General features: G+C 39.5%; 15 protein-coding genes. 7 read left to right on the top strand and 8 right to left on the bottom strand.

Translation table 11 applies throughout. From position 1 onward, the window contains the following. Positions 1–8: 8 nt before the first annotated feature. The 5 genes from B3P16_RS14595 to polA all read right to left on the bottom strand — a co-directional run bounded on the left by B3P16_RS14595 (position 9) and on the right by polA (position 6,462). Positions 9–656, bottom strand: coding sequence for a DUF47 domain-containing protein (locus B3P16_RS14595; protein WP_046671637.1), 648 nt, complete (start codon positions 654–656; stop codon positions 9–11). Between the two features lie 90 nt (positions 657–746). Then, entirely contained in the window at positions 747–1,784 is a 1,038-nt protein-coding gene (locus B3P16_RS14590; protein ID WP_046671638.1) for a sensor histidine kinase, read from the bottom strand. A gap of 63 nt (positions 1,785–1,847) precedes the next feature. Then, positions 1,848–2,501: a phosphatidylserine decarboxylase family protein gene (locus B3P16_RS14585; protein WP_046671639.1), complete on the bottom strand. Its 654-nt coding sequence runs from the start codon at positions 2,499–2,501 to the stop codon at positions 1,848–1,850. A gap of 24 nt (positions 2,502–2,525) precedes the next feature. After that, entirely contained in the window at positions 2,526–3,656 is a 1,131-nt protein-coding gene (locus tag B3P16_RS14580; protein WP_286752839.1) for a toxin-antitoxin system YwqK family antitoxin, read from the bottom strand. Positions 3,657–3,660: 4 nt separating this feature from the next. Next, complete coding sequence (polA, locus tag B3P16_RS14575; protein ID WP_201639964.1) at positions 3,661–6,462, bottom strand: DNA polymerase I; 2,802 nt, start codon at positions 6,460–6,462, stop codon at positions 3,661–3,663. Positions 6,463–6,568: 106 nt separating this feature from the next. On the opposite strand from polA, the gene rsgA reads away from it, so the two are divergent. Then, the gene (gene rsgA, locus B3P16_RS14570) at positions 6,569–7,489 is read left to right on the top strand and encodes a ribosome small subunit-dependent GTPase A (RefSeq protein ID WP_115046310.1); all 921 of its coding nucleotides are present in this window, start codon (positions 6,569–6,571) and stop codon (positions 7,487–7,489) included. A 63-nt stretch (positions 7,490–7,552) separates the two neighbouring features. Here the strand turns inward: rsgA and B3P16_RS14565 are convergent, their stop codons facing one another. Beyond that, positions 7,553–10,006: a hypothetical protein gene (locus tag B3P16_RS14565; protein WP_286752837.1), complete on the bottom strand. Its 2,454-nt coding sequence runs from the start codon at positions 10,004–10,006 to the stop codon at positions 7,553–7,555. Then, entirely contained in the window at positions 9,966–11,003 is a 1,038-nt protein-coding gene (locus B3P16_RS14560; protein WP_286771217.1) for a hypothetical protein, read from the bottom strand. The genes B3P16_RS14565 and B3P16_RS14560 overlap by 41 nt, the downstream gene beginning before the upstream one ends. Before the next feature lie 95 nt (positions 11,004–11,098). Here B3P16_RS14560 and B3P16_RS14555 point away from each other — a divergent pair, with 95 nt between their 5' ends. The 5 genes from B3P16_RS14555 (at position 11,099) to B3P16_RS14535 (ending at position 18,892) form a co-directional block, all read left to right on the top strand. After that, a complete protein-coding gene (locus B3P16_RS14555) occupies positions 11,099–12,994 on the top strand; it encodes a hypothetical protein (protein ID WP_286771218.1) in 1,896 nt (631 codons plus the stop codon). 106 nt (positions 12,995–13,100) lie between these two features. Beyond that, positions 13,101–14,891 (top strand): TrkH family potassium uptake protein, encoded by a 1,791-nt coding sequence (locus tag B3P16_RS14550; RefSeq protein WP_286709827.1) that lies wholly within the window; start codon positions 13,101–13,103, stop codon positions 14,889–14,891. Positions 14,892–15,000: 109 nt separating this feature from the next. Beyond that, positions 15,001–15,687, top strand: a complete 687-nt coding sequence (locus B3P16_RS14545; RefSeq protein WP_046673051.1) for a potassium channel family protein — start codon at positions 15,001–15,003, stop codon at positions 15,685–15,687. A gap of 3 nt (positions 15,688–15,690) precedes the next feature. Beyond that, the gene (locus tag B3P16_RS14540; protein WP_046673052.1) at positions 15,691–16,011 is read left to right on the top strand and encodes a YbjQ family protein; all 321 of its coding nucleotides are present in this window, start codon (positions 15,691–15,693) and stop codon (positions 16,009–16,011) included. 400 nt (positions 16,012–16,411) lie between these two features. Next, positions 16,412–18,892, top strand: coding sequence for a YfhO family protein (locus tag B3P16_RS14535; protein ID WP_286771219.1), 2,481 nt, complete (start codon positions 16,412–16,414; stop codon positions 18,890–18,892). Between the two features lie 27 nt (positions 18,893–18,919). Here the strand turns inward: B3P16_RS14535 and B3P16_RS14530 are convergent, their stop codons facing one another. Further along, positions 18,920–19,516 (bottom strand): ribonuclease HII, encoded by a 597-nt coding sequence (locus B3P16_RS14530; protein ID WP_070560938.1) that lies wholly within the window; start codon positions 19,514–19,516, stop codon positions 18,920–18,922. A gap of 269 nt (positions 19,517–19,785) precedes the next feature. Between B3P16_RS14530 and B3P16_RS14525 the strand changes: the two genes are divergently transcribed. Further along, positions 19,786–22,623, top strand: coding sequence for an outer membrane beta-barrel protein (locus B3P16_RS14525; protein WP_286843387.1), 2,838 nt, complete (start codon positions 19,786–19,788; stop codon positions 22,621–22,623). Positions 22,624–22,720 lie beyond the last annotated feature (97 nt).

Here is a 22,720-nt window from a genome sequence, read left to right as displayed (position 1 = left end):
TCGAATGATTATGCGTTTTTAACCAGAATGCTTTCTAATACGTTAGCAACATCCTCACATTTATCGGTTGCATCTTCCATTGCAGATAACACTTCCTTGTGTTTAATTAATGAAATTGCATCTTTTTCAAATTCAAAAAGGTCAGCTACAGCTTTATCGAAAATATAATCCGCTTTGTTTTCTACGCTATTGATGCGAACACATGAATCCGTAATATTGCGGATATTTTTCAAATCTCTAAGCTCATGAATAGCTTTTGATACATGTTCTGTAGCTTCGACTAGTAAGTCAGCAATTTCAATCATTGGCTCCGTGGCCTTTTCAACCTTGTAAAGGTCCATTCTATTGGCGGCACCATGGATAAAATCTGCGACATCGTCCAATGAGCTTGCCAAAGAGTGTATATCTTCGCGGTCAAAAGGAGTGATAAAGTTCTTTCCCAGCTCCAAATGAATTTGATGCGTGATGTTGTCGCCTCTATGTTCCAAATCTTCCACTTTGCGTGTTAATTCCTTTTTCTTTTCAGGGTTGCTTGAGTTAACAATATCTTTTAACAACTTTGACATCTCGATCAAGTTGTTGCCGGCTTGTTCAAACAAAGGGAAGAATTTTTTATCCTTTGGAACGAAGTATTGAAAAATGCTATTTAAAGACATATCTTAAATTTATTTTTGCAAAAATAATACCTTAATGTTAAGTTAATGTTAACATTGATTTTGTTTAAACACAAAAGTGTCATCAATTGTTTAATTACCGGACTGAACTTTTTGTAAAGTAAAGCCAAATGTTGTTCCAATCCCTTCTGTACTACGCACATTTACGTTTTGCTGATGTGCTTCGACAATGTGCTTTACGATAGCCAATCCTAATCCTGATCCTCCAATATCGCGTGATCGGCTCTTATCAGTTCGAAAAAAGCGCTCGAATACACGGCTTAGATTTTTTTCTTCGATGCCATAACCGTCGTCTGTAATTTCGATAAGAACCTGTTCAAACAGTGGGAAAATCTTAATTTTAGTTGTCCCGCCCTCTTTTCCATACTTTAGGGAATTGTCTATCAGGTTGTATAATACCTGATGAATTTTATTGCGGTCAGCTTTAACCCAATGGGGTGTACCCGCTTTGGGTTTGAATTCTATTTTGATATTGTGTTGTTTAGCTTTGTCTTCAAGAGAGTAGGTGGTGTCTTTAATGAGGTCGACGATATCAAATTTTTCTATATTCAGGACCATTTTTCCGGATTCCAGTTTGGATATTTCATCAAGATCCTGAATCAGGTAATTTAGCCGGTCTAGATTCCGGGCAGCCTTATCTAAGAAATTCTTGGCCATTTCCATGTCTTCTTCCATCAGGCCATCTTGCAGGGTCTCAATGTAACCTTGCGTGGCAAATAAAGGCGTTTTGAATTCATGAGAAATGTTTGATAAAAACTCTCTGCGGAATTTCTCTTGTGATTTTAACTGCTCTATCTCATTTTTTTTATCTTTTGCCCATGCTTTGACTTCGTTCTCAGCATCTGTGATAGGATCCTCACTGACATGTTCTCCGATAGCATCTTTAAGATCCTTGCCGAGTTTAAGGTTATGAATCAGTTTATACATCGTATTGAGTCTACGATATATATATTTTTCAAATAGATAGTTAAATAGGAGGAAACTCGTTACCACAGCAACAAAGAAAATGATCAGCGCTGTCTGTAGATCATGTTTATAATAAAAGCTGATCGTAGATATTGCAATGCCGACAGCTGCGGAGTTTGCCAGTAATAATTGTTTAAAGTTCATTTGCAGAATAAAAAAGGCCCCTGATTTGGAGCCTAAGTTACTTATAATGATATTAATAAATTGTTAAAATTTTCCGATAATCGTTTTTGCTCCAGTAACCTTGTCACCAATGTTAACATTGATTTCTGTGCCTAAAGGAAGAAATAGATCTACGCGGGAACCGAATTTGATAAAACCAAACTCATTGCCTTGCACGACTTCGTCTTTTTCTTTTACATACCATACAATGCGACGCGCTAAGGCTCCTGCAATCTGGCGGAAAAGAACCTCCCGACCAGCTTTATCTTTGACAACGACTGTTGTTCTTTCGTTATCTGTAGATGATTTGGGGTGCCAAGCCACCAGAAACTTGCCGGGATGGTATTTAAAGAACGTGACTAAACCACTGATTGGGTTTCTGTTGACATGGACATTGACAGGAGACATAAATATAGATACCTGTATCCGCTTATCGTGGAAATACTCATTTTCCTCAGTTTCTTCGATAACAACAACTTTTCCATCCGCTGGACAAAGAATCACGTCATCCTGCGGGTTGACCACTTTTCTGGGACTTCTGAAAAACTGGACAACTGTGATGAATAGGAATGCTGATAGCGCATAAATAAACCATTTGGCGTATTGCGGAGCGTCATAATAATCCGCAACGGCATTGATAATGAAGATAAAAAGTACAGCGATCGCTAATGTGGTATATCCTTCTTTATGAAATTTCATATCTATTTATTTCTGCAAAGATAATTATTTACTCGAATTGTCTATTTGTCTTTCGATTTTAATTGAATGGGTATAGATTTTTCCGTCGTTACCCTGTGTGATTCCGCCAGATACTCTGATGAGGTCGTCTTGAGGCTGATTGTCTTTATACGTAGGGAAATAGAAGTCAATACTTCTCGCAATACGACTCAAAATGCCATCGAAAGACTCGTTTCCGGAATCTGATATTAACTTGAGACTCTTTAGATTAGCCATTCCGGTTTTCTTTACTTCCACGAGGTAAGAAAAATTAACCTGTTTGGTGATATCTAGTCCGGTTTTATTGAGATTGTCATTAAAACGTTTAGTTAAGAAAGCATAAAAATTGGAATAATCATCAAAGCTGCAAGACTTACCGTTAAATAGTTCCGCTCGTATAAAATAGTCATAAGGGAGGATGCTTAGCGACATGAAATCCTCATTATTTAGGTCTCCATTGTCATCATAGGTCATTGTGAGCACACCATTTGCAAAGCGTTGTGTCATAGCGTAAACGGGTTGCTGACCTACATTGTAGAAATATGTATTCCAGTTTCCCTGTGGCCTGCCGCTTTTCACCTTTCCTTTGCGTAGGTAGAAATCAAAACCAAATTCAGTAAATCCTTCAAACGGAATAGAAAATTCATAGTTGCCTTCGCCATTTATTACTTCCTGTTTGCCCCTGTTGTCCCAGTAATCTTTTATAAAGTAGCCTTGTTCACTATAGGTTATGGTCAATAGCGGTTTTCCATCCGGGTAGTAATATTTCCAATCACCGGTCGGGTGGTTGTTTTGGAAATTTACTTCCCATTTCAGCACTCCATTTGGATGGAAGGCTTGAAATACGCCTTCTTTTTTACCATCTTTATAGGAACCAATGAGTATTCTCGCTCCATTTGGCGCAAAATCGCGAAACTCTCCGTCAAAGACTTGCTTTGCAAAATCAAATTTGCTCACACGTTCAATCGTTTTAAACTCGCACTCTTTTGAAACCAAATAATAATATTTGTCAAAATAAAAACGAATCAATCCCTGGTCTAATTTTTCATAGAATACAGGTTTTTCATCCTGTGCATACAGGTTTGTAAAGCTGCACACAGACAATAATAATAAGATATGGATGAATTTTCTAATCATAACTTTAGTGTGCTTCTAGCCAATTTTTGCCTTCTCCAATTTCTACGATCAAAGGAACACTTGTTTTTATAGCATTGGACATTTTGTCCAAAATAATTTTTTTGAATACCTCGATCTCGTCTTTAGGTACGTCAAAAACCAATTCATCATGCACCTGCATGATCATTTTACCTGTTAAACCTCGCTGTTCAATTTCCTTCTGAATCGCGATCATGGCAAGTTTGATCAAATCTGCTGCCGATCCTTGGATCGGAGCATTAATTGCGTTTCTTTCAGCGAATCCGCGAACGGTCATGTTTGCAGAATTGATATCTCTCAAATAACGTCTTCGTTTTAAAATTGTTTCAACGTAACCCTTCTCTTTTGCAGACTCGACGGCATCACTCATGTATTTTTTTATTCCTGTATATTGGTTAAAATATTCATTGATGATATCGGATGCTTCTTTACGAGATATGCCAAGGTTTTGGGAAAGGCCGAAGGCCGACTGGCCATAGATAATGCCAAAGTTAACTGCTTTCGCGTTGCGACGTTGTTCAGAAGTAACGGCATCAAAATCCACATTATAGACTTTCGCGGCTGTTGCCCGGTGGATATCGTGACCTTGACTAAATGCTTCCATCATATTCTGATCTTTACTGAGTTCGGCAATCAGGCGGAGTTCAATCTGTGAATAATCGGCTGAGAGGATCACGTTGTTTTCAGATCTTGGGATAAAGGCTTTTCTGACTTCTCTTCCCCGTTCGGTACGGATCGGGATATTTTGCAAGTTCGGATTAGTTGAGCTCAGACGGCCTGTTGCGGCAACCGCTTGATTATATGACGTATGAATGAGCCCTGTTTCGGGGTTTATCAATTCAGGTAGCGCATCAACATAGGTAGATTTGAGTTTTTGCATCTGCCTAAAGTTCAAGATATCTTGGACGATATCTGATTTATGGGCCAATGCCAATAATACATCTTCACCTGTTTTATATTGTCCTGTTTTTGTTTTTTTAGCTTTAGGATCCAGTTGCAGTTTATCGAATAAGACTTCTCCCAATTGCTTAGGGGAGGCGATATTGAAATTTACGCCCGCTTTCTCAAAGATGGATTCCTCGAGATTTTTAATGTCCTGATCCAGTGTTTTTGAAAACTCTTCAAGTGCCGGAACATCTATTTTTACACCGTTTCGTTCAATTTCAGCGAGTATATAGACTAATGGGAATTCGACATCCTGAGCGAGCTGCATGGTGTTGGTCTCGACAAGAAGGGGTTGAAACACATTTTTTAGCTGTAGGGTAATGTCTGCATCTTCAGCAGCATATTCTTTTACTTTTTCGACTTCAACGTCGCGCATATTCCCTTGCTTCTTTCCCTTTTCACCGATAAGTTCGGTGATTGATACCGGGCTGTAATTCAGGTAATTTTCTGCAAGTACATCCATCCCGTGGCGGGTATCTGGATCAATTAGATAATGTGCAAGCATGGTATCAAAAAGGGAACCTTGTACCTTTACACCATAGCGTGCTAATAACAAAATATCGTATTTGATGTTTTGTCCTATTTTCTCGATGTTTGGGTTTTCTAGAACTGGCTTGAAAATATCGACTATAGCTTGAGCACCCTCACGATCGGCAGGTGTTGGGACATAATACGCTTTAGCGTTTTCAAAAGAAAATGATAAGCCCACAATATCGGCAAGGTTTGCATCCAATCCTGTTGTTTCTGTGTCGAAACAAAAACTATCTAAAGACGCAAGCTGTTCGGCTAGCGCTACTTGTTTTTCCGCTGTGTCGGCCAAAACATACTCATGTGTTGTATTATGTATATTATTTATTGCGACATTTTCGACACTGATTTCAGTGACAATTTCGGTCGTGGTAATTGTCGTCGTTGTTGTCGAAAATAAATCCATTTGCCCATTTGTAGGAATGCTCTTGTCAAGTACGGAGAATTCATCGCCGAAAACTCGTTTTCCAAGTGTTCGGAATTCCAATTCTGCAAATAGTGGTTCAAGGATTTCTTTGTTTGGGTCTTCCAGTTCTAGCGATTTTTCATCAAGTTCAATGGGTACATCCAATAAAATAGTGGCTAATTTTTTGGAGATAAGCCCTTGTTCTGCAAAATTCTCCACGTTCTCGCGCATTTTTCCTTTAAGCTGATCCGCGTTAGCGATAATGCCTTCGACAGATCCGTATTCCTGAACAAGTTTTTTCGCTGTTTTTTCTCCAATTCCAGGTATACCAGGGATATTGTCGACGGCATCGCCCCAAAGACCAAGGATATCGATGACCTGGCAAACGTCAGAAATTTCCCATTTTTCAAGAATCTCTTTGACACCTTGTACTTCTGCTCCATTACCCATGCGTGCAGGTTTATAGATAAAGATATTTTCAGACACAAGTTGCCCGAAATCTTTATCCGGTGTCATGCAATAGACCTGAAAATTTTGCTTTTCAGCCTTTTTTGCCAGCGTACCGATAATATCGTCGGCCTCGTAACCATCCATGGTGATGATCGGAATATTGAAGCCCTCAATTAAGCGATTGATATAGGGGATAGAGGCCGCAAGGTCTTCTGGCATAGATTCGCGATGTGCTTTATAAGCTTCAAATTCAATATGTCGTGCGGTAGGTGCCGCCGTGTCGAACACTACTGCTATGTGGGAAGGTTGCTGATTTTTCAATACATCCAATAGGGTATTGGTAAATCCCATGATTGCTCCTGTATTTAACCCTGTTGAGGTAATTCGGGGAGTTTTGCTCAATGCAAAATAAGCTCTATATATCAGAGCCATTCCATCTAGAAGAAATAGTTTTTTCACAAAATTGAATTTTAGTCTCCTTACAAAGGTAAGAAATTCATCAAAGGGTAAGTTTAATAAATTTTTCCGATTTTTGTACTATGACACATTTAATGCAACAGGATTTATGAGAGGACTGGTAACTAAATCGACAGGTAGTTGGTATCAAGTTTTGGGCGAAGATGATAAAAGATACGATTGTCGTATTAAAGGAAAGTTTCGTACTAAAGGAATAAAAACGACTAATCCTGTTGCTGTGGGGGATTGGGTACATTTTGATGTGGAACCTGATCAGGATAGTGCGGTCATTCACGAACTGGAACCTCGTCGAAATTATATCATTCGAAAATCCGTCAATTTGTCCAAACAAACTCAAATTATCGGAGCAAATCTGGATCAAGCTTTTTTAGTGGTGACACTTGCCTCGCCGCCAACATCTTTAGGTTTTATCGATCGCTTTCTAGTAACAACGGAGGCCTACGGAATTCCTGCCGTAATTATTTTCAATAAATTGGATCTTTTTAGTGATGAAGGGTTGGAGATATTGGCAGACTATAAAGCTATTTATGAACATATTGGCTATCCCTGTTTCGAGGTTTCTGCGTTAACCGGTACCAATATCGACGTTGTCAAGCAACTGCTTAAAGATAAAATAACCTTGGTATCAGGTCATTCTGGGGTTGGCAAATCAACGTTGATCAATGCAATCGTTCCTGAATACGGGTTGAAAACTGGTGAAATCTCCGATTGGTCTGACAAAGGAAAGCATACAACTACTTTTGCTGAAATGTTTGATCTTCCTTTTGGAGGGAAGTTAATTGATACGCCTGGTATTCGTGAGTTGGGAATTGTCGATATAGAAAAACAGGAGCTATCCCATTTTTTTCCAGAGATGCGCGCGTTGATGAATCAATGTCGATTTCATAATTGCAGGCATATCAATGAACCCGGTTGTGTCATTATGGAGGCTGTGGAAGAAGGCTATATTGAGAGTTCCCGCTATGATAGCTACCTCAGTATATATCATAATGAAGATAGTAGATCTTAATCTTTATAAAAATATAGCGCCTNNAGGCGCTATATTTTTATAAAGCAAGGTAGGCGGCAGCCCTTATTGTATCGCTTGTGTCAAGTTTAAAAAGTCGCGAAGATAGGTACACTCTTTTGACGCGATGGTAAAGAATGGGGTATCTTTATATTGTGTGCTCAATTCTTTGAAGTACCTATTTTGCATTGAAAAGCGGTAAAAAGGATTTTTCAAAGGTGAATCATAATACTGCCAACGCGATTCATTGGTATAAACAAAATCCTTTTGTTCGCATTTGGCCAGCATAAAAGTGCATTTAGCCTTGAATTCTTTATTGGAACTGAGCGCGCGCGCTTTGCTATACCATTCCTTTGCCGATTTAGTCTGTAGGTAGTTTCGTTGCCAATGGAGTGTTGAGGGAGCATGGTTATCTGTCGATGACCAATCGTAGGATACGATGGACCATGCATTGCCGTAGGTACTTGTCTGATAGATACCTGTAGCCATTTGAAAGTAATATTCCGCTTTTTTCTGATTGTCTTTTTCCGTTTTTATCGCATTTTCCAACCGCGCCATCCGTTCAGCATATTTTAGTTTGGTTGTATTTTCCTTTCCGTATTTTTTTGGATAGTCATTTATCGTCACAATAAAGGGATTGGGTTTGATGTCATCTTCATCCGTGCTATACCAGTTTTTAATTTCCTTTATTTTATGGTCTTTAGGAAGTGCTGCTAATGTTTTTGCTGCTTTTTGGAAATCCAGTTCGCGCAAATAAGTTGTACCCAGTAATTCGGTGAGATAATCCCTATTAAAATGTTTGATATCTTTCAATAAGAATTTAGACAGGGTGTTCTGTTGGGAATTGTCCGACAATAAATTCCTTATTTTTAACAGCGTTTTAGGTGTAAGGCTATTTTCCCAAAAGTGCATTGTTGTCCACTGCATATTATCTTCCAATGAGTCTTTCACAAAGCCATAGTTGTAAAAAGCATCTGCCTTTACAGCAGCTAAACTAGCCATAGCGGTGTCTTGTGTGTTCAAATAGTGTTTTACAACAAGATTTTGTAAAATGTTCCGGCAGATTAAACTATAGTTGCTGTATTCAAAAGCACTATAACCCCAGTTTTGTTTGCGGATATCTTCTTTACCATCTAGTTTTGCTTTTTCTTCTAACCACGATAAGGTTTTGGTCAATTGAACTTCATCCAGCTGCTTACTGCTTTGCCAGTCCGTCAATTGTGTGAGCAATCGGGTAATTTGAAGCTGATCAATCAATTTTGGACTGAGGTCAGTCTCTTTTATTCCAGCAAGGTATTCTTTTGCTAAAGCATTTTCCTTATTCATCCAACTTAGGTAGGCAGCAGTAATAAGGCCCAATTGGGGTTGAACATATTTTTTGTCGCGATAAAGTTTTAGCGCAAAATTGCGGAGCGAATCCAGATGTAGTTTAACCTTTCCTTTATCGTCATTTTTACTGTAGTAATTATAATTATCGCTACTGAGGTAAAAAGACTCGTTCATTTCTGTTTCTATCTTATTGACTTCGCGTCCTAATAGTACCGCATTGACGGTGTTAGCAGGATCGAGCTGATAGCAGTCGCTCAGATATTTCAGGGCATAGTCACTTGTTCCAAAGCCAATGATCGCATTGATGTTGAATTTATCGGCATCATTTTTTGCATATTGAAATATCTCGGCATCGCTGGCTGTAATATAATGGAAATTAGCATATGCGAGGATACGCCTTTCCGGACTGGCGGTGAATAATTTGGAAAAGAGATAAGCTGCCCTTGCAGGATCACCATTTTTGCGGACAGCCCCCGCATAGTTGGATAGTGCCCAATTGAGGATAGCTTCGTCTCCCTTAGCAGATTGCAGGTACTTTTCATAAATCGTCATGCTCTTGGCGTATTCCTGCCCAAATAGATATAAACGGGCAGCTTGATAAGCATAGCGGATATAGAGAAAGCTATTTTTGGGGTACTTGGGGATCTGCTGTTCGGCGAGTTCAGCTAATTGTGTGATTTCTTTGAAATTTCGGGTATCCGGATCCCAATAGTTATGTTGAATATTCGTGATGGGTTCCTGCTTTTTGGTGAACATAAAATAAGCGCGTTCAGCTTCATGTTTTCCGTCAATCAATGTGCTTAAGAACGTATTTCCTTTAATGGAATCTGGCAGGTTGATCCAAGTCGACTTTTGTTGATTGCTCGCTAAATTAGCGGTTGCAGCGTTGCTGTTGTACATCAATTGCTCGACATCCTTAACCTTGACCTGGGAACCGAGGTGCTTCACCCAAGTTTCGGAATTGATTAAACTTTCTTTGACTGGTGCTTCCTCCGTATAAAGAAATTGGTAGGGGATGAATTGAAAGGCAGAAAATCCATTGTCCTCCAGATTGGGGAGATAATATGTCGTTTGATTGTCGTAAGGATCCACTTCAGGACCACAGGCGATATTGGTTGCAATCTCTCCAAAGAAGAAAGCTAATGTAGTGCTAGAAAGCAGCAATAATTTTTTGTAATTCGGCATTGCCATGGTTTGCTAGTGTAGCTTGATCTAAATGATAAAAAATAATCCGGTGTTCTTTTCCTTTCAGCTCTCCCTTCAAAAATTTTGCCGTTTGTAGGAGTTCATCCTGATTGATGGATTCAAAACGTATAACATCTCCCTTTTTAAGGTTTGCTTTTGGGAGATCCTTTGTTAAAATATAGAGGTTCGTATTGGGGTTATGGGTAAATAACGCCGAGTCTTTAATATCCTCTTCGTTGATATGTTTTGAAATACCGATGTAATTATTATTTCTGAAAACGACAAACCACTGAAATAGCGGTAATGCAATATCCATTTCCATGGGATAGTTGCGTAATGTTCCGCTTAGATAGGTCTTGAGGTCCTGTTGATTTAAAATGGAGTTCTGATTGCCAAATTGTCTGAGATTTCCCATGTTGTAACACATCAACATCGCTTTTTTCACAGGCGGAATTCCGCTGGTGACCGTATTTTTGACTTGGTGGAGCCGCAGCGTAGAGCTCACGATAACATCTTTTAATGCCGGTAATTGCTGCAAATAGCTGAGCAGATAGAAAAATTTATCACGGGATGTCTTTGTCCAATCGCAGTCCAGTTGGAGTTCGGTAAATTTTTCTTTCCCGGCTTGTTGTATTTTAGCCGTCACAAACGGAACAATCTTATTTGCCACTCCCCTGATCTGCAGGCTATCCATCTCTGCAAAAACACGTTGGTTGACGAATACTACAGGAATCAATTGCTGTTCTTTGGGGAAAGGTTGCGTAAACGTAATGGGGCTAATAGGGACGGCTTGTACACCGGATGGATCGAGATCAATATCCATGATGCGGACATAGATAGATTTCGCGTCAATTTCTTTTAAGGAGCGGCTTTCTGCGGTATCTAACTGAAATACGGTCTTCCAAAAATAGAAGCCCGTTTCATGCTTTGTTTTGGTGCAGGAACCTAAAAAAAGTAGAGATAGTAGTACAAGAAATAAAAATAGTTGTGTTTTACGCAGCATATTCACTTTATTTAGTCGTAATTCAAACAAAATGGGCTTAATTTTGTTTGTTATTCAATAAAATAAAGACGAAATTACAAAGAGATTGTGACTTTATGAAGCCTATTTTCAAATGGATTCTTGGTATTGTAGCGTTTATCCTACTGGCGTTGGCTGGTGGTATTTGGTATTTTAGCAGTAAGTGGAAGCCCCTTTTAGATACTAAAATCAAGCAGCTGGTGTCTCAAGCAACGGACAATTTGTATACTATTACATACGACGATATCCACGTCAACCTATTATTAGGCAATATAACAATAGACAATCTGCAGCTCGTCTCAGACAGTTCCGTATATAAAAAGTTGGAGTTGGTCAAAAAAGCGCCAGATAACCGCTTTGAAATTTCCATCAATAGGCTGAAAATAAAAAGCTTTGGTATCCGAAGGGTATTAATGGATAAGGAACTTTTTTTGAATGATATCACCGTCGAAACACCAACGATTCATGTCATCAATGAGGTACACCGTTATAACGATACGGTGAGTAGGGGGCCTAAAAAACCATTGTATGAGAAGATAAAGGATAATCTGAAAAAAATTCAGGTTCGGGCTGTCAATTTGAATGATATCGATTTTAAATATACGCAGGTCCAAAAAGGGGTTTATCAAGATTTCGAAGTCAAGAAGGTCAAGGTTCGTATAGATGACGTTTTAATCGATTCGACTTCTGAGCGAGACAAGCAGCGCTTTTATCATACGAAAATGATTGATATTGAGGTTCCTGGTTTTACCTATAAAACTCCGGACGGGTTTTATAAAGTAAACTTTGATCAGTTGAAAATCAATAGTAAAAATCGCAATGTCCTGTTGACTAAAGTTGCTTATCAGCCGACGCTGAATAAGGCTGCTTATTACCGGAAGAAAGGTGAAGGTGGAAGCTATATGGTGCTGAAAATGGATACCCTGCTTTTGACGGGATTCAATTTTGCCGAGCTTTCTCGTGATAAGAAAATATATGCACAAAATGTACGCTTAAAAAATGGTTCTCTTTCGATTTATAGTGATAAACATTATAAAAGCCCACCAACCAGTCAGATTGGAAATGCTCCGCACATGAAATTAATGCAGATGTCGACACGCTTGGGAATTGATTCATTAATTTTAGATAATATAGGAATTACGTATGCTGAAATGAGTGATGAGTATAGTCAAATCGGTACCATTACTTTTGATCACACGTATGGCACGATATTGAATGTGACAAATGATTCGACAAAATTGATTAAGCAGAAGCTCATGCGTGCAAATTTGAGCAGCAATTTTATGAATGCGGGCAAGCTTTCTACCAATTTTGTTTTTGATATGACCTCTAAAGTTGGGGCCTATACCTACAAGGGCACACTTGGGAAAATGGATCTAACGGTCGTTAATAAGATGATCCGGCCATTGTTAAATGTTGAGGTTAAATCGGGCAATCTCAGTCAGATTACATTTGACATATGGGCTAACGATTACCGTAGTAAAGGAACCTTTAAAATGGATTATGATGACCTCAAAGTTAATATCCTGTCGGAGCCAGGTGATGACGGTCGTCGAGAAAAAAAGGGGCTGCTGTCTTTTATGATTAATCAGGTGTTGTTTAATCCGGGCAATCCGGATTTATACGGTAAATATACGGTAGGGCATATCAATAAGCGCAGGGACCCCAATCATCCATTTTTTAAAGCGATGTGGCAGACTTTGTTGGTTGGAATTAAGCAATGTGTCGGCCTTGGTCCAGAACGGGAAGCTAAACTGATGAACACAGCTGGAAAAGTTGAAAAAGTCGTTGGGGGAATCAGCAAGGCCAAGAAAATGATTTCAAGTATATTTAAGAAGCACAAAACGCCTGAGGAGTTGCTGAAGGAAGAAAAAGAAGATGAGGCCAAAGAGGCGGCAAAGATTGAAGAGAAACGGAAGCGTGACCGTGAAAAAGCTGAAAAGGAACTCGAGAAAGAAGGGGCAGGAAATTAAAGATCCGTTTCACGTGGAAAGGTTGCCTTGGTTTAGTCAGCGCGCCAAAAAATACAACGGAGATAGATTTGCATTTATTGACAGATTTATCTTAGTTTGAGACATTATGATAGATTCGATTTTAAGTTTTATCCGATTTGTTTTCAAATATAAAAATGGGCTTGTAGACAAAATCATGTTCTATGTGAGCATGATTTGCGCTGCAATCGTTTTATTTAATGTAGGCTATGTTACTGATCCTGCATTAGGGAAATTGCTGGGTAAAACAATTCATTATCTTTTCTTTGTGCTCTTTTTCATGATTGCTCTCCGCGAGTCGTCATCCATTTACGCACTCAAAAAAATTGCTGTGGAGCATTACTCGGGCCTGGTGATTCTCATTTACTTTGTATTTATTCTTATTGCCCGTTTTGCAGGATTTGGAGCACTCGCTGTTTTTTCAAGAGAACAGTGGGTTTATCTCGGAATCTATTTAATTTTTATCGCGGAGCTATCGAAGAGCACACTTTTCTTTGATAATTTTTATTTTAATCCGACCATATTATTTGTCATCAGTTTCCTGGTTCTGATCTTGCTCGGCACCGTACTCTTGATGCTGCCGCGAACTACGGTAGAAGCTCCATTAAGTTTTGTGGACGCCTTATTTATGGCAACAAGCGCTGTTTGTATCACTGGCTTGTCGGTTGCCGATATTTCAACCAATTTTAGCATGTTTGGACAAACTGTGGTCATCGTCTTGATACAGGTTGGAGGATTAGGTATTATGACATTTACAGGTTTTTTTGGTTATTTTTTTTCGGGCGGATTTTCATTTAAGAATCAATTGATGTTTGGTGAAATTTTAGGTGAAAATAAAGTAGCCTCCGTCATTAAAACCCTATTGACCATGATCTTTATTACGCTGCTGTTTGAATTTCTTGGAGCGATACTGATCTTTAGTACCTTGGAAAGTGCTAATTTCCCAAATTTGGGGAGCATGGTTTTCTTTTCGATCTTTCATTCCATTTCGTCATTCTGTAATGCTGGATTTTCGATCTTATCTGGAGGAATTACCCATGAAGCCTATAAATTCAATTATCCGTTCCAATTGGCATTGTCCTCGCTTTTCATTCTGGGCGGTCTGGGGTTTGGAATAGTATTGAATTTCTACACCTATATGAAAGAATCCATATTGCTTTATTATCACCGATGGATCACAAAGAAAAACTATAAGCATAAAGCATGGAGCTTTAGCTTTAATTCTAAATTGGTGCTGGTCTGTAATGCGATTATTATTGTAGGTGCCACTTTGTTTTTCTATTTCTTGGAGCGAGGGAATACACTTTCTCTTGAAAAGGGAATCGATGGGGAATGGGCGACTTCCTTCTTTATGGCCAATGCCGCACGTTCGGCAGGTTACAATAGTGTTGATTTGAGTTTTGTTGGGCCACCAACTGTTTTTTTGATTATGCTGCTGATGTGGGTCGGGGCCTCTCCCGGATCTACTGGTGGGGGAGTAAAGGTAACTACCGTTGCTGTTTCACTGTTGAATATTGTTTCGCTGGCTAAAGGAAAAGAATATATAGAGATTTTTAAAAGGCGAATAGCCGGCGAATCTGTTAACAAGGCTTTTGCGATTATTTTATTGTCGTTTTTTGTGGTTGGATTCAGTTTTTTTGTGCTCATTTTTACTGATCCAGATAAGAGTATGAAAGCACTCCTCTTTGAAGCACTATCAGCCTATACAACATGTGGATTAAGTTTGGGGATTACACCCTCGCTCAGTATGGGGGGGAAATTAATTATTGCGTTGACAATGCTTGTTGGACGTGTTGGGATGTTGACGCTATTGGTGGCTTTTATTAAAAATACAACCCGGAGAAATATTGTATTTCCGGAAGAAAAGATCTTGTTTTAAGCAGACAAGTGACCGTTTTGGCTAAATTTGATGGCTTTATCAGCGGAATATGAGCATATAAATTGAAAGATAGCTTGGAAATAAAGGTAAATTTATTTTAGTTTGAGATATGAAGTATATTGTTTTAGGATTGGGGCATTTTGGACGTTCTTTAGGGGTACATCTTACTGAACTCGGGCATGAGGTGATTGGTGCCGACCGAAATCTCAGTATCGTTGAACAATTAAAGGACAAGATAACGCACACGGTATGCCTAGATACCACCGACCGAGAAGCGGTATCGTCATTACCGCTTAAAGATGCTCATGCTGTCATTGTTGCAATTGGAGAGGATGAGGGAGCTTCGCTCATGACCGTAGCGCTCTTAAAACAGTTGAAAGTTAAACGCATCATTGGTCGTATTGTTTCAGATTTACAAAAAACTGTGTTGGAGGCCATGGAAATCAATGAATATATCATGCCGGAAGAAGAGGCTGCTGAGCGGTTGGCAATGCGTTTAGACAATATTGATATTGTCGATTCGTTTAAAGTCTCGGATAAATACTCTATTGTGGAGACTAAAGTTCCGGCGCGTTACGTGGGGATGACCTTGCGTGAAGCGAACCTGACGAATTTATACAAGGTGATCGTCTTAACCACCGTGAAAATTACAGAAATGAAAAAGGATGGTGTGACTAAAGAACAAAAAGAAGCTTCAGGAATTGCCGCATCGGAAACGATCATGGAAGAGGGGGATATTTTGGTTGTTTTTGGTGAGCTATCCAATATTAATAAGTTAATTCAAAAAGGAGAATAAAATATGTTATTGACAACAACAGGTACTATTGAGGGACACCAAATTGAACGCTATTTGGGAATAGTCTCTTCCGAAGTGGTTCTGGGGGCAAATGCAATCAAGGATATGATGGCGGGCTTTCGCGATTTTTTTGGCGGAAGATCCAACTCTTATGAACGTGCATTCCAGGAAACCCGTGAAGCAGCGCTGCGTGAACTTGAAGACCGTGCACGCGCCTTGGGCGCTGATGCGGTCGTTGGGGTTCGACTGGACTTCCAGACGGTAGGAACAGGAGGAATGATGATGGTGGGCGCAACGGGAACGGCGGTAAAAATGAGATCTTAATTACAAGGGAGCAAAAAATTTTGCTCCCTTTTTTATGTGTCCCTCGCTAAGGCAACATTTCAGCTATTGAGTGCCCAAAGGCTTGCCCCGATTTTTCTAGACACCTTCTATTTATGTATTTAAAAGGAAGAGCGAGCGATTGCCGAGTCAATACAGTTAATACCCTGCTGTTAACAGGACACTGAGCGATAATTATAATTGTATATAAAAACAAATTTATCTAAGTTTGGCTTTTAAGACTTTTAAACAACCTAAGAAGGTAAATGAAATCATCGAGATTTATCAAACCGCGAATAATGTGTTCATAGATACAACGAAAAGCAAGTTATGAATGAACGATTATTTGGTAAGTTGAATAAATTAGATATATTCATCACCTTAAAATGACAAATTTATACGGATGAAAAATTGGTTTAAGGCGAATTCAGCACATTTGATCGTTATTGCGATATTTATTGCGCTCGTATTTTTTTATTTTACCCCTGTTTGGCAAGGAAAAACACTGGCGCAGTCGGATGTGGTACAGGCGCAGGCGGCGCAGAAGGAATTATTTGATTTTAAGGCAAAGGATGGTAAAGCGCCCTTATGGACTAACTCGATGTTTGGCGGAATGCCGACTTATCAAATTTGGCAAGAAAATGAGAATAACATTGGTACCTATTTCTTAAAAGCGGTTAAGTTCGCCTTTCCGAGCCCAATGGATACGGTGCTATTTTATTTGTTGGGGGCTTATTTCCTTTTTAGTGTCTTACGGATCAAACCCTGGCTTGCCGCAGTCGGCGCAATAGCCATTGCATTTACATCCTATAATTTTATTTATATTGAAGCTGGGCATATAACAAGGGCCAATGCAATCGCATTTATTCCGCCTGTTATTGCTGCGGTTATTATGTGTTATCGGGGAAGTAAATTGTGGGGGCCTGTATTATTGGCGTTGTTCCTTTCGCTGGAAATTCGCGTCAATCACTTACAGACAACCTATTATCTGTTAATAGTCCTCATGGTATACGTGATTTTCACGTTCATCGATGCGCTTAAACAAAAGCAATTAAAAGGTTTTTTTATCGCTTCAGGAAGGCAGATTATCGCAGTGGTCATCGCTTTGATGGTAAATGCATCTATTTTATTGCCGACTTGGGAATATAGTAAATTAAGCACGCGTGGGCATGCAAATATCACGAAGGTTGATAACAACAATGCTAAAGAGAAAGGACTTGATAAAGAATATGCCTATGAGTGGAGCCAAGGGATTGGTGAAACCATTACCTTTTTAATTCCGAATGCCTATGGTGGTTCAACTGGAGGACAATTGGACGAGAAATCACATGTCGCTAAGTTCCTAATGGAACGAGGAGGGGCGTCGGAGATTCAAGCTGGCCAGATGGCGCAAGGCATGCCAACCTATTGGGGCGACAAACGTTTTACTTCGGGGCCATGGTATTTTGGGGCAGGAGTTTTCTTCCTATTTGTGTTGGGGCTTGTTATTGTCAAGGATCGCTTCAAGTGGTGGATTTTGGCAACAACCATTTTAGCGTTGCTTTTGTCATTCGGAAAAAACTTTACTCTTGTATCGGATCTGTTCTTTGACTATTTCCCTATGTACAATAAGTTTAGGGCTGTTGAATCTATTCTTGTTGTGGTTTCCATTACCGTGCCAATGATGGCGATTATGGCAGTAAACGAACTGTTAACACGTGCTAAGGAGATACCAAACTTAGATAAAAAAATCTTGTATACCTTTATTGGTGTCGGTGGAGTCTGTCTGTTGATTGCCGTAACGCCGGATCTCTTTTTGAATTTTGGAAATGCGGGGCATAGCAATTTGGTAGAAATGTTAGAGCATCAGATCGGAGATAAGGCCTTTGCGACAGAGTTGGCAAACCAGTTGGTTCTGGATCGCAAAGATATCGCGAGTAAAGATGCCTACCGTTCCTTTTTCATTGTTCTGCTGACCTCTGGATTTGTTTGGGTCTTTTTAAAGAAAAAACTGAGCGAGGGTGTATTATTAGGGGCTTTGCTCGTCTTATTCTTGTTTGATTTATGGAGTGTAGATAAGCGCTTCTTGAATGACAAATCTTTTATGGAGAAGGGTGCTACAGCACAGCAAGTATTCCAACAACGTGAAGTGGATCAATTGATCTTAATGGATAAAGATCCAAGCTACCGCGTACTTGACTTGACTTCAGATCCGTTTTCGGATGCCCGTCCGTCCTACTTCCATAAATCCTTAGGCGGATACCATGCAGCAAAATTAATGCGTTTCCAGGAAATTTTGGAAAATCAATTTAATGGCGCCCTGAACGAAGATGTATTGGATATGTTCAACGTACGTTATTTGATTACGACAGATCCTCAGAATCAGTCACAACGTATTGTAAGAAGAAGTACAGCTGCAGGAAATGCTTGGTTTGTAGATCGGGTAAGTTTTGTGAAAGGAAATGCCGAAGAAATGCAGGCAATCAGTTCGTTTGACCCACATAAGGAGGCCTTTGTGAATCAACAATATCAAAATGAGATTAAGGCTAAAACTTCGAATGCTTCAACGACAGGAGAGATTAAGTTGACCTCCTACCATCCCGATAAAATGCAATATGAATATACATCTGCCAATGATGCCTTTGCGGTATTTTCTGAAGTATTTTACGATAAAGGGTGGAAAGCTTATGTGGATGGAAAGGAAACGCCTATTATTCGTGCGGATTATATCTTAAGAGCACTGCAGTTACCTGCGGGAACGCATAAGGTAGAATTTGTTTTTGATCCAGAGTCGCACAAATTGGGTAATGTATTGACTTTAATCTCGTCTATTGTTCTTGTATTGGGAATAGGCGCGGCGATATATTTCTCCTTTAAAGGGAATAAAAAAGAAACAGCGGCTTAGCTGCTGTTTCTTTTTATTGTGTGAGCTTTAGAATAATTTGAGTTGTGGATCAGTTATTCTAAAGCTTTTTCTATGATGTGGCGTAGACCCATGCGCCAATACAGCTGTTCTGTGTTTAACTGTTGGGTACCCTTTGTTGTTGAGCCAGTCGTAGTGGGGATAATCCACAGCAATGTTGTCCATATATTCATCCCGATAAGTTTTGGCCAGAATTGAAGCAGCTGCGATCGACAGATACTTGCCATCCCCCTTGACGATACATGTATGCGGAATTTGTTGATAGGGAATAAACTTATTTCCGTCAACGATGATATACTCCGCTTTGGTCTTTAAGAGATCAAGCGCCTTGTGCATGGCTAAGTAGCTTGCATTATGGATGTTTATGCGATCTATTTCTTCGGCTGAAACACTGGCAACTGCAAATGCGAGAGCTTCGCGTTCGATAATTGGCCGCAACATCATCCTTTTTTTCTCACTAAGTTGTTTGGAGTCGTTAAGGAGATCGTGGTAATAGTCTGTTGGGAAAATCACTGCTGCAGCGAAAACGGGCCCTGCCAGACAGCCCCTTCCAGCTTCGTCACAACCGGCTTCAATCCACTGCTCCTGATAATAAGATAATAGCATATGCGATTCTTAAAATAGCCGAAATTACAAATAAATTTGGAGTTATTTATTGTAACTTCTGTGTGAATATTGGCCATTTACATTAATTAACACTAATAATGTCTTCTTTTGTAAAGATTTAGAGCACTAGACTATTAATATGATGGAATAATTTTCATTAGCAAAATAAGAAGTTGTTCCGGTCTGGGCCATATTGTTTCAATATTAAACTTGGGCAATAGTTTTGGTGTCAAAGATTTAACAATTATAGAAATATAAAAATACATATTATGAGAGGCTTTATGCTTTTGTTGTTTAGTATGCTGATGGGATGGACTGTTTATGGCCAGACGAAGAGCGTACAGGGAATCTTGAAAGATGACAAGAATCGAATTGTTGCCGGGGCGACGGTTAAGCTGACGTCAAAGTTGGATTCTATGACTACAGGATCCAATATGGCTGGGATTTTTATCTTTGATAAGGTCAAATCCGATACCTTTAAAATTACCGTTTCAAACTTAGGCTTCGAGCGCTTTGAAAAGGAATTTAGTATTCCTAAAGGCGAGTCAAAATATATAATTCCAAGTTTAACTTTACAACAGAATTCACAGATGCTGCAGGAAGTTGTGGTTGATGGAGTACCTACTGTCGTTGTTAAAAGTGATACCCTGGAATATACCATGAAAGATCTAAAGCTCCGCGATGGCGCCGTTGCGGAAGACGCGTTGAAAAAGTTACAGGGAGTCGAAGTGGATAAAGATGGTAACGTTACAGCACAAGGTGAATCCGTAAAGCGGGTTCGTATTAATGGTAAGGACTTTTTTGGTGGAGATGTAAAGACAGCTACCCAAAATTTACCTGCAAATATTATCCAAAAGATGCAGGTCATCGATGATTATGGTGATATGGCCAATGTCACTGGCAATAAAAACGGTGATTCGGAAAAGGTGTTGAATATTCAGATAGATCCCAAATACAATACTGGGCATATGACTACCCTACGGGCTGGCGTGGGAACAGAAGATCGCTATCAGGCTACCGGTATGTGGATGGGGATGCGTGAAGGTGAACAAATTTCGGTGCTGGGGAATTTGAACAATACCAATGCCCCCTTATTCGATTTTAGTACTGTAGGTGGTGGCGCCCGCCGTGGCCAGGGTGGTGGCGGCCGCCGAGGTGGTGGTATGTTTGGTGGCTCGGACGGTTTGACAAAAATTGGTTCCATAGGACTGAATTACCGCAAAGACTTTAATGATAAACTGACTGTTTACGGTAGCTATAGTTTTAGCCATAGCAACAATACAACACTATCCCAACGTTTTCAGGAAAATACACTGCCTAATATAATGCAGACGGACAGTGTGACATCCAATTCGAACACGGTTGGTGATAGCCATCGTTTCGAAGCAAATGTCGAATGGAAGCCTACAACGAAAGATTATATCAAAATATCGCCTCAGTTTGGCTACGACAAGAGCGATGCAACGACAGGTACGAATTCGCTCACGTATCGTAGTAGTGTATTTAATAATTCTCAGGCGCAAGATATTGTTGCCAATTCCACTGCACCGAGATTTGGGATTAGCGGTTTATACAATCATAAATTTAATGATAAAGGAAGGAATGTTTTTGTAAACATGAACTTCAATAATGCAAAAACAACGAAAGATCAGAATGCCATTCTGGATAGGTTGTTGGCCGATCCCAACAATGCAAATGCTCCCTTAGATTCGATCTATGAGAAGACGATTCTGGAAGCTAATAATAAAAGTTGGAATGGAGGAGCCTCGGTGAATTATACTGAACCTGTTTCCGAGAAAGGAAAAGTAGAGTTTACCTATGATTTCAACAAAAATAAGTATGATAATTCGAACAAACAGCAAGGATTTGACCGCGATGGAAACCTTATAGCAGAAGACCCGAAGTTGAATTTTGATTATAATTACGATTATTCCTTCACAACACATAAAATAGGGGCAAACTATTTGTATAGTGGCGATAAAATAACCTATTCCATTGGAGCAGCAGCTCAACCTTCCCAATTAAGAGGAGATGCGATCAGTTCAGGCTTAGTCGTTCCAATTCATCGCAACAATATGAACTGGATGCCTATTGCACGTTTTGAGTATAAATTTTCGAGACAGTCCAATATCTCTGTCAATTATTCGGGAACACCGAATGAGCCTTCAGTAACGCAGATCTTGCCCTTTGATATGAGTACAAATCGGACCAGTATCGTAATCGGTAACGCCAATCTGAATCCGGAATTTAGCCATCAATTGAATGTACGGTTCCGTAAAAATGATTTTCAAAAAGGAAATAACTTCTTTGCGTTCGTTAATGCCGGTTTGACTAACAACAAGATTGTGAGCTTGAGCAAAAGCTATTTTGATGATTTAATGGACTATCAAACTGGACAAACAAATTCTACGTTAGTATCCGAAACTCGCTACTTGAATGAAACAAGCGATAAACCATTTAATGTGAGTTCTTTTTATCATTACGGAAAGTCATTGAAAGAAAAAACATATAATATTATGTTAATGGGCGGGGTGTCCTACAACAAAAATATTGGATATGTTTCTACGGAGAAAGATGATAACATCGGTCAAAAGAACGTTGCCCGGAATATTGTATTAAATCAAGGTTTGATGTTTAGATACAACCCTTCGGAGAATTTGGAAATCAATCCGGGAGTACGCTACCAATTTAATCATACGGAGAATTCATTGACAAATCGTACGACGAATGTTTCTTCTTGGACACCCACATTGATTGGCTCTGTTAACATCACAAAAACTACAATTTTCGGAGCGGATCTATCGAAGCAATTCAATAGTGGTTATGGAGCCGGTATCAATGCAAACCCGTTTGTCATCAATACGTACCTTGAGCAGAAGTTCTTGAGTCAACAACGTGGTACAGTACGTTTACAAGCATTTGACTTATTGAATCAGCAAACGAATGTTTCCCGGACAGTGAGCGAATCTATGATTACAGATAGCCGTACCAACCGTTTGGGACGATATTTTATGATTTTGTTTACCTACAAGTTCCAAAAATTCGCTATGGGGAACCCTGAAGGCGAGAACAGATTCCCAGGCGGAATGAGACCACCGCGTATGTAATTTGAATAATCTTATTGCTATAGGATATAAAAACGGTCATAGTGATTTCGCTATGACCGTTTTGCGTTTAAAAATGCCTAGTTTTGTGATCACTTCA

Source organism: Sphingobacterium sp. UBA7631, from assembly GCF_002483935.1.
Lineage (GTDB): Bacteria > Bacteroidota > Bacteroidia > Sphingobacteriales > Sphingobacteriaceae > Sphingobacterium > Sphingobacterium multivorum.
Note: the sequence above shows the minus strand (reverse complement) of the source record. Positions and strands in the feature narration are given on the sequence as shown.

Coding starts and splice junctions, on each gene's coding strand:
- B3P16_RS14525 (WP_286843387.1), top strand. CDS start 19,786: ATGAGAGGCTTTATGCTTTTGTTGTTTAGTATGCTGATGGGATGGACT.
- B3P16_RS14590 (WP_046671638.1), bottom strand. CDS start 1,784: ATGAACTTTAAACAATTATTACTGGCAAACTCCGCAGCTGTCGGCATT.
- B3P16_RS14540 (WP_046673052.1), top strand. CDS start 15,691: ATGTTATTGACAACAACAGGTACTATTGAGGGACACCAAATTGAACGC.
- B3P16_RS14580 (WP_286752839.1), bottom strand. CDS start 3,656: ATGATTAGAAAATTCATCCATATCTTATTATTATTGTCTGTGTGCAGC.
- B3P16_RS14595 (WP_046671637.1), bottom strand. CDS start 656: ATGTCTTTAAATAGCATTTTTCAATACTTCGTTCCAAAGGATAAAAAA.
- B3P16_RS14560 (WP_286771217.1), bottom strand. CDS start 11,003: ATGCTGCGTAAAACACAACTATTTTTATTTCTTGTACTACTATCTCTA.
- B3P16_RS14565 (WP_286752837.1), bottom strand. CDS start 10,006: ATGGCAATGCCGAATTACAAAAAATTATTGCTGCTTTCTAGCACTACA.
- B3P16_RS14555 (WP_286771218.1), top strand. CDS start 11,099: ATGAAGCCTATTTTCAAATGGATTCTTGGTATTGTAGCGTTTATCCTA.
- B3P16_RS14530 (WP_070560938.1), bottom strand. CDS start 19,516: ATGCTATTATCTTATTATCAGGAGCAGTGGATTGAAGCCGGTTGTGAC.
- B3P16_RS14545 (WP_046673051.1), top strand. CDS start 15,001: ATGAAGTATATTGTTTTAGGATTGGGGCATTTTGGACGTTCTTTAGGG.
- rsgA (WP_115046310.1), top strand. CDS start 6,569: ATGAGAGGACTGGTAACTAAATCGACAGGTAGTTGGTATCAAGTTTTG.
- B3P16_RS14535 (WP_286771219.1), top strand. CDS start 16,412: ATGAAAAATTGGTTTAAGGCGAATTCAGCACATTTGATCGTTATTGCG.
- B3P16_RS14550 (WP_286709827.1), top strand. CDS start 13,101: ATGATAGATTCGATTTTAAGTTTTATCCGATTTGTTTTCAAATATAAA.
- B3P16_RS14585 (WP_046671639.1), bottom strand. CDS start 2,501: ATGAAATTTCATAAAGAAGGATATACCACATTAGCGATCGCTGTACTT.